Origin of the sequence: Micromonospora ureilytica (assembly GCF_015751765.1) — a bacterium.
Classification (GTDB): domain Bacteria; phylum Actinomycetota; class Actinomycetes; order Mycobacteriales; family Micromonosporaceae; genus Micromonospora; species Micromonospora ureilytica.
In genome coordinates this window covers 4,831,064-4,843,839 of the sequence record NZ_JADOTX010000001.1, presented here as the reverse complement: position 1 = coordinate 4,843,839, position 12,776 = coordinate 4,831,064, and the positions used below count along the sequence as shown (strand labels likewise).

Here is a 12,776-nt window from a genome sequence, read left to right as displayed (position 1 = left end):
TCAGCTGCTCTTTCGGCAGCTGCGGCCCTGACTGCGATCAGATGCAGATCGGCGCGCGGGCGCAACCGAGGAAGTCACGGCAGTCGCCCCACGGGGTGCACAGGGTCAGCTCGGTGAAATCGCCCAGGTCGGTGATCGAAGGCGCCACGTACTCGTTCTGGTTCATGCTCTCTCCCTCGGTAATGCTGGACTTTTCCGCCGGCGGTGGGTCTCAGTGGAGGCCCGGGTTAGACGCTACGAGTGCCAAGGGCCCGGCGAAATGGGAAAGAGGACTCAGTCGAACTGTGTCTATGCGGAGGGGACATCTGTCATGCATCACGCCGACGGATCAACCAGTACCCGGCCGCCGCCGCCGCGAGCGTCCACAGCAGAAGCACGAGGATCCCCTGTCCGGCCGTCAGGTCGCCTGATTCGGCGGTCACCCGCATCGCGCGCATGCCGGCCTGGTCCGGGAGGAATTGCGCCACCGGCCTGGTGCCGGAGATCGTGCCGAGAGCGGGCCCTACCACGAAGAACAGCGGCATGAGGATGCCCAACGCGAGTGCGGTGCTGCGGAGCAGGGCCGCGACCGCGGCCGAGAAGACGTTGATCAGTACGACGTACGCGACTCCGCCGAGCACGGCCCGCATGGCCCCGGGGTCGGACAGGCTCGCCCCGTGTGGTCCCAACGCGGCTTGGGTGATCAGGAAAGATGCGATCACGGCCGCCCCGCCGACGATCAGCGCGACTGCCGCCACGACCAATAGCTTGGCCAGGTAGAACAGGCCCCGGGTGGGCACCGCCGCCAGCGAGGCGCGGATCATCCCGGTCGTGTACTCGGAACTGAACACGAGCACCGCGAACACGACGAAGGCCAAATTGGCGTAGAGGAGGGCGTTGAACCCCGAGTTGATGGGGTTGAAGTCCGAGGCCAGCATGGCGCTGCCGCTGTCGATGGCGTTGCGGGTGGACAGGCCACCCGCGAGCGCCAGACCGAGACTGATGACCAGCGCCAGTGGCAGCGTCACCAGACTGCCCACCGTTGACCGTGCCTTGATCCATTCTGAGTGCAGGACTGCGGGTACCGTGTTGCTGCTCACCGGCTTGCCTCCGTGATCCCACCGCGATACTCGACGGCATCGGCTGTCAACTTGATGAACGCGTCCTCGAGCGAGGCTGTGCAGGGCGTGAGCTCGGTGATTATCAGGCCCTCGTCGCGGCCGACCGCAGCGACCTGCTCAAGCTCGGCGCCCATCGCGTGCAGGACGCCTTCTCCCGCCTCGGTCACCTCTATCCCGCGGGTGGTCAGGGCGCTGCGCAGGCTCGCCGCCTCGGGCGAGCGCACCCGGATGTACGAACCCGCGTGCTGCGCCACGAACTCGCTGGTCGAGATATCGGCGAGCATGCGTCCCCGGCCGATGATGATCAGATGATCGGCGGTGGCCGCCATCTCGGTCATCAGATGGCTGGACAGCAACACGGTGCGCCCCTCGGCCGCCAATCCCGTCAACAGTTGGCGGATCCAGCGGACACCCTCCGGATCAAGCCCGTTGATCGGCTCGTCCAGCAGCAGCACCGGCGGATCGCCGAGCAGCGCGGCGGCCAACCCGAGCCGCTGTGTCATGCCCAGCGAGAACCCTCGAACCCGCTTGCCGGCGACGCTCTCCAGCCCGACCATCTCGATCACCTGACGCACGCGCTGCCGCGGGATGCGGTTGCTGGCCGCCAGGCTGAGCAGATGGTTGTACGCGGATCGCCCAGGGTGTGCCGCCCGGCTCTCCAGCAGCGCACCGACCTGCCGTAGGGGCTCGGTCAGTTCGCCGTACTCCTTGCCGTTGATTCTCACGTGCCCCGACGTGGGCCGGTCCAGTTGCAGCATGAGCCGCATGGTGGTGGACTTCCCGGCCCCGTTGGGACCGAGAAAGCCGGTGACCCGCCCTGGCGTCACCGTGAACGTGAGCCCGTCGACGGCAGTTTTGGCACCGTAGTGCTTGGTCAGCTCAGTCGCCTCGATCATGCCCTCAGCCTGCCGGCGGGGCCCTGTCCGCCGCGTCAGACCACGGTTTGACAATGCCCATGGCTGAGCAGCTGTGCGCTTCCTCTCGGCACGCCAGCGCGATCACCACACGTGATCGGCACGTTGCGCGGGCTCCACAAAAGTGGTGCCCCGCGCCGCGAAGCCCCATCAACCCCGAAGGGCTCGCGGCGCGGAGGGCGACTCAGGCGGCGTAGATGAGCTTGACGCCATCCAGCCCCAGAGCTGCGGCCCGGGTCCCACGGACCCCGCTGTTCAGGTTCCGCCAACTGTTGTTGCTGGCGGCTTCGTGCACGTACCCGTCGACGACGTTGTAGATGTGCTTCACCCCGCCGAGGTTGAGCGCGGCCAGCGAGGTGCCCTGTGCGCCGTGGATGCCGGTCCACAGGTTGTTCCAGCCGGCGTTGCTGGCGGCCTCGTAGATCCGGCCGCCGTTGAGGGTGTAGAGAATCTTCGTGGTGCCCAGGCTGATCGCCGCTACCGCCGAGGCCGGGATGCCCGTGTTCAGGTTCCGCCAGGCGTTGGCGCTGTGCGCCTCGTGAACGTAGCCGCCGACAATGCTGTAGATGTACTTGACGCCGTTCAGCGCGATGACCGAGATCGAGGACGAGCTCGCGCCGCCGATGCCGGTGTTGAGATTGCGCCAACCGTTGTTGCTGGCGGCTTCGTGCACGTACCCGTCGACGACGTTGTAGATGTGCTTCACCCCGCCGAGGTTGAGCGCGGCCAGGGCGGTGCCCTGTGCGCCGTGGATGCCGGTCCACAGGTTGTTCCAGCCGGCGTTGCTGGCGGCCTCGTGGATCCGGCCGCCGTTGAGGGTGTAGAGGATCTTCGTGGATCCCAGGGTGATCGCGGTCGTCGCCGTGCCGGTCACCGCGCCCGCGCTGCCGGCGACCGGCAGGGCACGCCAGCCGGCGTTGCTGGCCGCCTCGAACACCTGACGGGGCTGGTCGGCGGGGTTCTGTTGGATGAAGACCAGCGGGCTGATCCGGGTGCCGGACGGGTCGATCATGTGCCAGTGCAGGTGCGGGCCCGTCGAGCTGCCCGAGCCGGGTGCGCCGGCGGCGCCACCGGAGCGGCCCACGATCGTGCCCGCGCCCACGCTGGCGCCGTTGCCGAGGAGGAACTGCGACAGGTGCAGGTACTGGCTGCGGTACCCGTCCGCGTGCTGGATCGTGACGGTGTGCCCGCCCGTGCCGTTGTTCGGGATGTTCTGGATGGTGCCGGCGCCGCAGGCCGGCAACGCCGTGCCCACCCCCATCCCGAAGTCGATGCCGCCGAGTGATCCGCGGCTGAGGTGACCCTCCCAGGTGTCGGTGATCGGGTAGGCGCCGAACGGGTTGTAGATCGCCGGCGCGGCCTGCGCGGCCTCGGGAACCAGCAGGCCACCGGTGCCGATGGCGCCCGCCCCCAGCACCGCCGCGCGCAACATCGTGCGGCGACTCACGGCGGAGGTGGTCGTGTCGTCGCCGCAGCAGCTGCCTTCGTAACTGTCCGTCATTCCCACTCCTTCTGCGCCCGCCAAGATATCCACGGAGGCTAATGGGTGGGGGTGGTCCAGCGGTACCGCGGCCACCAGACGTTGATCAGAGCGTCGGCAGCTGATCGGCTCGGGTGATCACCTGGTCGATGAGGCCGTACTCCCGGGCCTGCTCGGCGGTGAACCAACGGTCCCGGTCCCAGTCCCGCTGAATCTCGTCGAGGGATCGTCCACTGTGCTGGGCGATCAGCTCCTGCATCGTCCGCTTCACGTGCAGCATGTTCTCCGCCTGGATGGTGATGTCGGCGGCGGTCCCGCCCATTCCGCCGGACGGCTGGTGCATCATGATCCGCGAGTGTGGCAGCGCGTACCGTTTGCCGGCCGTACCCGCGCAGAGCAGGAACTGCCCCATCGAGCCGGCGAACCCGAGCGCCAGCGTCGCCACGTCGTTGTGGACGTAGCGCATCGTGTCGTAGACCGCCATCCCCGCGCTCACCGAACCGCCCGGCGAGTTGATGTAGAGGTGGATGTCCCGGTCGGCGTCCTCGGCGGCGAGCAGCAGGATCTGCGCGCAGATCTGGTTGGCCGACTCCTCCGTCACCTCGGTGCCCAGGAAGACGATCCGCTCCCGCAGCAGCCGCTCGAACACATGGTCACCGAAGGTTGGCTGCGCGCTCTCCAGCATTTGTGCGCCGTACCTCATCATGTGCCGCCGCCTTCCACCGCGCCGGCGGGCGGCGGGGACCGCCCGGTGGACCGGCCTTTTGAGCGTGCGGGCGACGGCGGTGGCTGGCCCAGTGATTCTGCCGCCGGCAGATCCGCCGACGGCAGAACCGGCGCGGCCTACGCGGCGGTCAGCCGCCGCAGGCCCAGCCGGGTCTCTGCGCCGTCAGCCAGGGCGGCGGTACGCGGACCGGGGCGCGAGCCGCCAGCGGAGGCCAACGCGTCGACGCCGAGGGTGGGTTCGCTGAACCCTGCTCCCTGGTGCAGGACGAACCCGCTGGTGCGGGGACCCACCAGCAGGGTGGCGTTGCCGATCTCGCGCCGGGTCGCGTCGACCCGCTCCAGGTGGGTCAGCGCGGCGCGCGGCGCGGCCGGAAGGCGGGGCTCGACCCGGCGCATGTCGTCGCGGGCCTCGCCGAGCAGGTCGGCGAGGCTGATGCCGAGCGCCCGGCAGATCGCCGCGAGCACCTCCGACGAGGCCTCCTTGCGGCCCCGCTCGACCTCGGAGAGGTAGGGCACGGAGACGTCGGCAGACGCGGCCACCTCGCGCAGCGTGCGGCCCTGACGTTGGCGGTGCCGGCGCAGCACCCCGCCGATCACTCGTCGCAGTAACGACATGCGGGCCTCACTCTCGCGGTCGTCGTCGGGAACATCCCCATCATGCCCGCTGCCGGACCCGCCGGCTGCCCGTGCGGGCCCGCGCCGCCGCCCGGCGCGGGCCCGACACGTCACCGACGCAGGTGGGTGTGCCAGGTGGGCGGCTCGGCCACCAGTGTCACCGTCCGGTAGTCGGGTGCGGGCGCCGTGCCGGTTGTCCGCCGCGACCCGGCCGTCCGATCGACGGTGTACCCGCTATGTTGTGGGCGTGCAGGCGACGGTGGGGGAGCAGGTCCGACAGTGATCCATTTTCCCGCGCAGCGCCGGGGCCCACTGAGCGCGCTGAGCCTTCGGCTCGCCGCAGCCCTGGGCCTGGTCTTCGCCGTGGTCGCCGCTGTCTATCTGGGCCGGGCCGGCTACCGCGATGTCAATGAGGACGGCCTCACCCTGCTCGACTGCTTCTACTACGCGGTCGTGTCGCTCTCGACCACCGGCTACGGGGACATCACTCCGGCCGCGCCGTCGGCCCGGCTGGTCAACGTCCTCTTCATCACCCCGGCCCGAGTGATCTTCCTGATCATCCTGGTCGGCACCACCCTGGAAGTTCTGACCGAGCAGTACCGGACCGGCCGTCGCCTGTCGCGGTGGAGGAGAGCCGTGAAGGACCACGTCATCATCTGCGGCTACGGCACCAAGGGGCGCAGCGCTGTCTCCGCCCTGATGGAGAACGGTCTGGACCGCTCGCGGATCGTGGTGGTGGAGCGCAGCGCCGCAGCCCTGCGGCAGGCCACCTCCGCTGGGCTGGTGGCGATCGAGGGCTCGGCGACCCGCTCATCAGTGCTGAACGAGGCGCACGTCAAGAACGCCAAGGCCGTAATCATCGCGACCGACAGTGACGACGCGTCGGTGCTGGTCGCGCTGACGGTACGGCAGCTCACTGCCGGACAGGTCCGCATCATCGCGGCGGCACGGGAGGCGGAGAACGCCCCGCTGCTCAAGCAGAGTGGCGCGCACCACGTGATCGTCTCCTCGGCCACGGCGGGCCGGCTGCTCGGCCTGTCCACCTCGGCGCCGCCGTTGATCGACGTGGTGGAAGATCTGCTCACTCCCGGTCAGGGCATGGCGCTGGCGATGCGTTCCGCGGAGCGGGACGAGGTGGGTCGCTCGCCGCGCGAGCTGGAGTCGTTGGTGATCGCCCTGGTGCGGCGGGGCAAGGTGGTCACGTTGGCGGACCGGGCCGGCGCGGTGATCGAGACCGGCGACATGCTGGTGCACGTACGCGACGACCGCCCCCAGTCGGCCACGAACGCCTGATCGTCCCGCCACTGCTGGGCGGGCCTGGCCGCTCGGTCGTTGAGGTGACGCCGCGTCAGCAGGTGTCGTCGGTGGCGCAGATCGCCTCGGTGCAGTTGATCGACGTGCCGGTGGAGGCCCGGCTGAGCAGCTTGTAGAGGGTTTCCCGCTCGGCGGGATCCAGTGCGCCCAGCACCTCGTCCTCGGCGCCAGCCAGGGCGCATTCGGCCTCGCTGAGGCGTTTCGTCCCATCTTCGGTGAGCTCGACGACGTGTCGGCGACGGTCCTCGGGGGAGCGCCGCCGCTCGATCAGCTGCTTGGCTTCCAGGTCGTTGAGCAGCCCGACGATGTTGGTGCTGTCCATTTCCAGGATGGTGGCGAGCGCCTGTTGACCGGTGCCGCCGCCGGCGCGCAGCACGGTGAGCGCGACCAGGTGCCGGGGGCGCAGCCCCAGTGGCGCCAGTACCGACTCCGACCGCAGCCGCATCCGCCGGGCCAGATGGTCCAGGAGTGCGCCCGAGCGGTGCTCTGAGGAGTCGAGCGGCTGCGCGGACATGTGACCCAGTCTACCGACTTGACGGAACATCGGCCTGCTATAAATAGTTGGTGCTGCACAGACGATTCCTAGAGGAGGAATGATGCACCTGCTGCATATTGACTCGAGCATCCGTGGTGACTGGTCGATCAGCCGACGGCTCACCGCCCGCGCGGTCGACGCATGGCGTGCGGCCCACCCGGACGGCACCGTGGCCTACCGGGACCTGGGCGCCGAGCCACTACCGCACCTGGACGCGGAGGGCGGGCTGGCGCGGATGACGCCTCCGGACCAGCACACGCCGGCCCAGCGTGACTCCTGGGAGCTCAGCGCGCGGTTGGTCGACGAGGTGAAGCAGGCCGACGTGGTGCTGCTCGGCCTGCCGCTCTACAACTTCGGCGCGCCCAGCAGCGTCAAGTCCTGGGTCGACCACCTGATCGTTCCCGGGCTGTCGTTCGACCCGACGACCCAGGAGGGCCTGCTCGGCGGACGCGAGTTCGTGGTGCTGGCCACCCGGGGCGGCGGCTACGGCGAGGGCACCCCGCGCTCCGGCTGGGACCACGCCGAGCCGTGGCTCCCGCACGGCCTGTCGATGACCGGCATGCAGCCGCGCTTCATCAGCGCCGAGCTGACCCTGGCGCCGTCGGTGCCGGCGATGGCCGAGCTGATCCCGCTGCACGAGGCGAGTCTCACGGCGGCCGAGAAGGAGATCGACAACCTCTGGCAGCCGGCCGGCGCCGCCCGCTGACCAGTCGTCCCTCGTCGCTCGTCGCCCGGAGGGCGGCCGCTCCACACCGGAACGGCCACCCCTCCGGGGCGGGACATCCAGTTTCTGAGCACCAGGCGGCTGGAGCCGCAACCCGTCCGGATGAGTCGCGGCTGCGCTGACCCCGCCGGTTCGTCGCGGCCTGGTTGCGGATCATGGAAAAACCTCGTTACCGGGCAGCTTCCCGATCGAACCCTTGCTACGGTGTCCCGGCTTAGAGCTGTCAATGGGTGTCGCTGCCGGGACTTGCCGGTGCAGCGTCGTTGGCGCAGGCACGACGGGGAAAGCTTCTAGAGCCGGGCGGACTCGCCCTGGTGCGGTTTGTCGTTCACCCCGTCGCGTCCCACGCAGGTCATCCCGGGCAGTTCCGAGTGCCTCGTTAATCGAACGACGGGAAGCAATCAGTGGCTGAAGTGGCAACATCCGCAGGAGCCCGGCGGCGATGGTACGCCGGCGTCATGGCGGGCCTCGCTCTCACGGGCGTGGCGGCCGTGGCACCCACGACCAGTGCCAGCGCCGCCCCCGCCGGCGGCGGCGCGTACGACGTGGCGAGCAGCGAGCGACCGGACCGGTTGAGCAAGCTGCCGAACCTGCACAAGGGGAAGCTCACGCTTCCCAAGCCGGGCGCCCAGGGCCGGACCTTCCAGTCCGGTACGGGTGCCTCCCCCAAGGTCTTCCAGGGGGCCCTGGCGAGCGCCTCCGAGTTCCCGTACATCGTGGGTATCGTCACCACTTTCCAGGATGGCCCGGACTTCTACTGGTACTGGTGCACCGGCACGATCATCGCCCCCAACAAGGTGCTGACGGCCGCGCACTGCACCGCCGACGGGCCCGGGGCGACTCGGGTCATCGCCGGCAACGACCGGTTGGTCGACAGCAACGGCCAGCTCGTCGGTGGCAGCGGGTTCGTCGCCGAGGTTGGTTCGACCTGGACCCACCCGGGCTGGAACATCGCCGAGCAGTACGAGAACCCCGACACCGCGCCCATCGTGGACGACGTCTCGGTCCTCACGCTGAAGCAGAACCTGCCCAGCGTGTACAAGCCGGTGTCGTTGAGCGCCCAGGGTGACCAGACTCCGTACGTGGCTGGTACGCAGGCCCAGATCGCGGGCTACGGCGTCACCGCGTCCGACGACGAGAACCCGGACAGCCGGCTGCGCAAGGCGACTGTTCCGATGCGGTCCAACGAGGACTGCAACGTCGCCGGGCTCTACCTCGCCGACCGGATGATCTGTGCTGGCGCGGGCACCGACGCCACGCCGAGCAGCGACACCTGCGGGGGTGACTCCGGCGGTCCGCTGCTCGTCAACGGGGTCCAGGTCGGCATCACCGACTGGGGCTTCCGGCCGTGTGGTTCGTCGCCCGGCTACTACGAGCGGTTGAGCTACTACAACAACTCCATCAAGGCGGACCTCACCCGTCCGTCGCTGGTCAACGCGGACTGGACGGGCGACGGTCACACCGACCTGCTCGCCCGCGACGCCGCCGGCAACCTGGCGTTGTGGTACGGCAGTGGCTTCTCCAAGGACGGGTACGGCGGCTTCTACGGGGTTCAGCAAATCGGCGCGGGCTGGAACATCTACAGCCGGGTCTTCCGCGTCTACAACTGGAACGGCGACAAGAAGCCGTCCATCATGGCGATGAAGCCCAACGGTGAGCTGTTCATCTACAACACCGATGGCAAGGGCAACTTCGTCGGTGGCGCGAAGAAGATCGGCACCGGGTGGCAGGGCTTCACCGCGCTCATGGTGACGAACAACTGGCTGGGCAACAACCGGCCGAGCCTTCTGGTGCGCAAGTCCAACGGCGACCTGATCCGCTACACCAGCAACGGTAATGGCGGCTGGGAGAACCCGCTGGGCACCAAGATCGGCAACGGTTGGAACGGGTTCAACCTGTTCCTCACCCCCGGGGCCTGGAAGGGCGACGGGCGTGAGGTGCTGATCGGTCGTACCTCGACCGGCGACCTGAAGATGTACCAGTCCGACAGCAAGGGCGGCTGGACCAACCCGCTCGGCACCAAGATCGGTAGCGGCTGGCAGGGCTTCAAGAACATCATGGTTCCGGGCGACTGGAGCGGCGACAACATGATGGACATGCTCGGCGTCGACGGCAGTGGCCGGATGCGGCTCTACACGACCAACGGCTACGGCCAGTGGATCGACTCGAGCGGCGGGGTCATCGGCACCGGCTGGGGAGTCTTCAACCTGGTCTTCTGACCAGGCTGTCCGCAGCAGTAACGGGAAGGGCCCGCAACCGAACGGTTGCGGGCCCTGTCCCATTTTCGGGCGTCAGATGATCGTCCAGGTGTCGCCGCTGCCCAGCAGGCCGGCGAGCTGCTGCTCGGGGGTCTCGGTGACAGTCGCCTTGGCGGCCGCGAGCTGAGCCTGCACCACGCTGTCGTAGGACGGCCGGTCCACCGAGCGGAACACCCCGATCGGAGTGTTGCGCAGGTCCAGGCCGGGCAGCCGGGACAGCGCGAAGGCGTACGCCGGGTCGTTGACCGTCGCGTCGTGCACGACGATCTCCTCCGGGCGGACCGAGCTGGTGTCCCGGACCTCCAGGCCGAAGCCACCCGGCGGGTGCACCACGCAGAACTGCCCGTCGGCCCCGAAGGTGATCGGCTGGCCGTGCTCCAGGCGGATCAGGTAGTCGTCCCGGGTGGACGGGTCCTTGAGCTGCTCGAACGCCCCATCGTTGAAGATGTTGCAGTTCTGGTAGATCTCCACGAACGCCGAACCCTCGTGCTCGGCGGCGGCCCGCAGCACCGACTGCAGGTGCTTACGGTCGGAGTCGATGGTCCGGCCGACGAAGCTGGCCTCCGCGCCGAGGGCCAGCGAGAGCGGGTTGAACGGGGCGTCCGCCGAGCCGGCCGGAGTCGACTTGGTGATCTTGCCGACCTCGGAGGTGGGAGAATACTGGCCCTTGGTCAGACCGTAGATCCGGTTGTTGAACAGCAGGATCTTGAGGTTGACGTTGCGCCGAAGCGCGTGGATCAGGTGGTTGCCACCGATGGAGAGCGCGTCGCCGTCGCCGGTGACCACCCAGACCGAAAGGTCCGGCCGGGACACCGACAGGCCGGTCGCGATCGCCGGGGCCCGGCCGTGGATCGAGTGCATGCCGTACGTGTTCATGTAGTACGGGAAGCGGGACGAGCAGCCGATCCCGGAGACGAAGACGGTGCGTTCCCGGGGGATGTTCAGCTCCGGCATGAACTGCTGGATGGCCGCCAGGATCGCGTAGTCACCGCAGCCGGGGCACCAGCGCACCTCCTGGTCGGACTTGAAGTCCTTCGCGGTGAGCTTGACGGCGACAGGCTCAGACATTCTTCAGCACCTCTTCCAGCGTCGTCTCCAGCTCGGCGGCCGTGAACGGAAGGCCGCGGACCTGGTTGTAGCTGATCGCGTCGACCAGGTAGCGGGCCCGGATGACATGCGCCAGCTGGCCCAGGTTCATCTCCGGGATGACCACCTTGTCGTACGAGCGGAGCACCTCACCGAGGTTGGCCGGCATCGGTGCCAGGTGCCGCAGGTGCGCCTGGGCGATGGAGAGGCCGCGCTGGCGTACGCCGCGGCATGCCGCGCCGATCGGCCCGTACGTCGAGCCCCAGCCGAGGACCAGCACCCGAGCGTCGCCGTCCGGGTCCTCCACCTCGATGTCCGGCACCGGGATGGTCTCGATCCGGGCGGCCCGGGTGCGCACCATGAAGTCGTGGTTGGCCGGGTCGTAGGAGATGTCGCCGGTCTTGTCGGCCTTCTCCAGACCGCCGATCCGGTGCTCCAGGCCCGCCGTGCCAGGGATCGCCCATGGCCGAGCCAGGGTCTCCGGGTCACGCAGGTAGGGCAGGAAGGTGGTGCCGTCGTCGCCGTTGGGCTTGGTGGCGAACTCGACCCGCAGGTCGGGCAGCGACTCCACGTCGGGCAGCAGCCACGGCTCCGAACCGTTGGCAACGTAGTTGTCGGACAGCAGGATCACCGGGGTGCGGTAGGTCAGCGCGATCCGGGCCGCCTCCAGTGCCGCGAAGAAGCAGTCCGACGGTGACCGGGGCGCGATCACCGCGACCGGCGCCTCGCCGTGCCGTCCGTAGAGCGCCATGTTGAGGTCGGCCTGCTCGGTCTTGGTCGGCATGCCTGTCGACGGGCCGGCGCGCTGCACGTCCACGATCACCAGCGGCAGCTCCAGGGCCACCGCGAGCGAGATCGTCTCGCTCTTGAGCGCCACGCCGGGGCCGCTGGTGGTGGTCACACCGAGGGACCCGCCGTAGGAGGCGCCGAGCGCGGCGCCGACAGCGGCGATCTCGTCCTCGGCCTGCACGGTGATCACGCCGAAGCGCTTGTGCTTGCTCAGCTCGTGGAGGATGTCCGATGCCGGCGTGATCGGGTACGCGCCGAGGAAGACCGGCAGCCCGGAGCGGACCCCGGCGGCGACCAACCCCAGCGAGAGCGCCGCGTTGCCGGTGATGTTGCGGTACGTGCCCGGCTTCATCTTCGCCGGCTTGACCTCGTAGCGGACGGCGAAGTCCTCGGTGGTCTCGCCGAAGTTCCAGCCGGCCTTGAAGGCGGCGACGTTCGCGGCGACCAGCTCCGGACGGGACGCGAACTTGCGCTCCAGGAAGCGCAGCGTCGACTCGAATGGCCGGGAGTACATCCAGGAGAGCAGGCCGAGCGCGAACATGTTCTTCGAGCGCTCGGCGTCCTTCTTGGACACCTGGTGGGAGGCGAGCGCGCCGACAGTCATCGAGGTCAGCGCCACCGGGTGCACCACGTAGCCGGCCAGCGAGTCGTCGTCCAGTGGGCTGGCCTGGTAACCGACCTTGGCCAGGTTGCGCTTGGTGAACTCGTCGGTGTTGACGATGATGTCCGCGCCGCGCGGCAGGTCGGCCAGGTTGGCCTTGAGGGCCGCCGGGTTCATCGCCACCAGCACGTTGGGCGCGTCACCCGGTGTGAGGATGTCGTAGTCGGCGAAGTGCACCTGGAAGCTCGACACCCCCGGCAACGTGCCGGCGGGCGCCCGGATCTCGGCGGGGAAGTTTGGCAGCGTGGAGATGTCGTTGCCGAGCTGCGCCGTCTCCGAGGTGAACCGGTCGCCGGTCAGCTGCATGCCGTCGCCGGAGTCACCGGCGAACCGGATGACCACCCGGTCGAGTTGACGGATCTGCTTGGTCACTGTGCCACCTTCGTTCGCGACTGCGGGGCTTGCCCGGCCACGGAACCTCCTTGACGCAACGCTTCACCGCACCGCCCCAGGCTGGTCCGGCCGCTGTCGTTCCTCATCTGAGAGCCTACGTCTAAGGGAGCCCTAACCATCGCTGGAGGTCCGCCGACTGGGACCCGATAGAGACGATAAATGCCCACCTTTGCGGTGTTAC

General features: G+C 68.8%; 12 protein-coding genes. 3 read left to right on the top strand and 9 right to left on the bottom strand.

What is annotated here, in order from left to right; all coding sequences use genetic code 11:
- Positions 1-37: 37 nt before the first annotated feature.
- The 6 genes from IW248_RS21970 to IW248_RS33755 form a co-directional block, all read right to left on the bottom strand.
- Positions 38-166 (bottom strand): lasso RiPP family leader peptide-containing protein, encoded by a 129-nt coding sequence (locus IW248_RS21970; protein ID WP_196928487.1) that lies wholly within the window; start codon positions 164-166, stop codon positions 38-40.
- Between the two features lie 142 nt (positions 167-308).
- Positions 309-1,079 (bottom strand): DUF2705 family protein, encoded by a 771-nt coding sequence (locus IW248_RS21965; protein WP_196928486.1) that lies wholly within the window; start codon positions 1,077-1,079, stop codon positions 309-311.
- Positions 1,076-1,996, bottom strand: coding sequence for an ABC transporter ATP-binding protein (locus tag IW248_RS21960; RefSeq protein WP_196928485.1), 921 nt, complete (start codon positions 1,994-1,996; stop codon positions 1,076-1,078). Before IW248_RS21960 ends, IW248_RS21965 begins: the two co-directional genes overlap by 4 nt.
- Before the next feature lie 202 nt (positions 1,997-2,198).
- A complete protein-coding gene (locus IW248_RS21955) occupies positions 2,199-3,515 on the bottom strand; it encodes a M23 family metallopeptidase (protein WP_196928484.1) in 1,317 nt (438 codons plus the stop codon).
- Positions 3,516-3,600: 85 nt separating this feature from the next.
- Complete coding sequence (locus IW248_RS21950; RefSeq protein WP_196928483.1) at positions 3,601-4,200, bottom strand: ClpP family protease; 600 nt, start codon at positions 4,198-4,200, stop codon at positions 3,601-3,603.
- A gap of 137 nt (positions 4,201-4,337) precedes the next feature.
- Positions 4,338-4,835, bottom strand: a complete 498-nt coding sequence (locus tag IW248_RS33755) for a helix-turn-helix domain-containing protein (RefSeq protein WP_196928482.1) — start codon at positions 4,833-4,835, stop codon at positions 4,338-4,340.
- Between the two features lie 279 nt (positions 4,836-5,114).
- Here IW248_RS33755 and IW248_RS21940 point away from each other — a divergent pair, with 279 nt between their 5' ends.
- Positions 5,115-6,128, top strand: a complete 1,014-nt coding sequence (locus tag IW248_RS21940) for a potassium channel family protein (protein WP_196928481.1) — start codon at positions 5,115-5,117, stop codon at positions 6,126-6,128.
- 55 nt (positions 6,129-6,183) lie between these two features.
- Here the strand turns inward: IW248_RS21940 and IW248_RS21935 are convergent, their stop codons facing one another.
- Entirely contained in the window at positions 6,184-6,663 is a 480-nt protein-coding gene (locus IW248_RS21935; protein WP_196928480.1) for a MarR family winged helix-turn-helix transcriptional regulator, read from the bottom strand.
- 82 nt (positions 6,664-6,745) lie between these two features.
- Here IW248_RS21935 and IW248_RS21930 point away from each other — a divergent pair, with 82 nt between their 5' ends.
- The gene (locus tag IW248_RS21930) at positions 6,746-7,390 is read left to right on the top strand and encodes an FMN-dependent NADH-azoreductase (RefSeq protein WP_231396396.1); all 645 of its coding nucleotides are present in this window, start codon (positions 6,746-6,748) and stop codon (positions 7,388-7,390) included.
- A 476-nt stretch (positions 7,391-7,866) separates the two neighbouring features.
- Entirely contained in the window at positions 7,867-9,627 is a 1,761-nt protein-coding gene (locus IW248_RS21925) for a trypsin-like serine protease (RefSeq protein WP_196928478.1), read from the top strand.
- Between the two features lie 72 nt (positions 9,628-9,699).
- Here IW248_RS21925 and IW248_RS21920 read toward each other — a convergent pair whose 3' ends face one another.
- Positions 9,700-10,734, bottom strand: coding sequence for a 2-oxoacid:ferredoxin oxidoreductase subunit beta (locus tag IW248_RS21920; RefSeq protein ID WP_124821747.1), 1,035 nt, complete (start codon positions 10,732-10,734; stop codon positions 9,700-9,702).
- A complete protein-coding gene (locus tag IW248_RS21915; protein ID WP_196928477.1) occupies positions 10,727-12,574 on the bottom strand; it encodes a 2-oxoacid:acceptor oxidoreductase subunit alpha in 1,848 nt (615 codons plus the stop codon). The genes IW248_RS21920 and IW248_RS21915 overlap by 8 nt, the downstream gene beginning before the upstream one ends.
- Between the last annotated feature and the right edge of the window lie 202 nt (positions 12,575-12,776).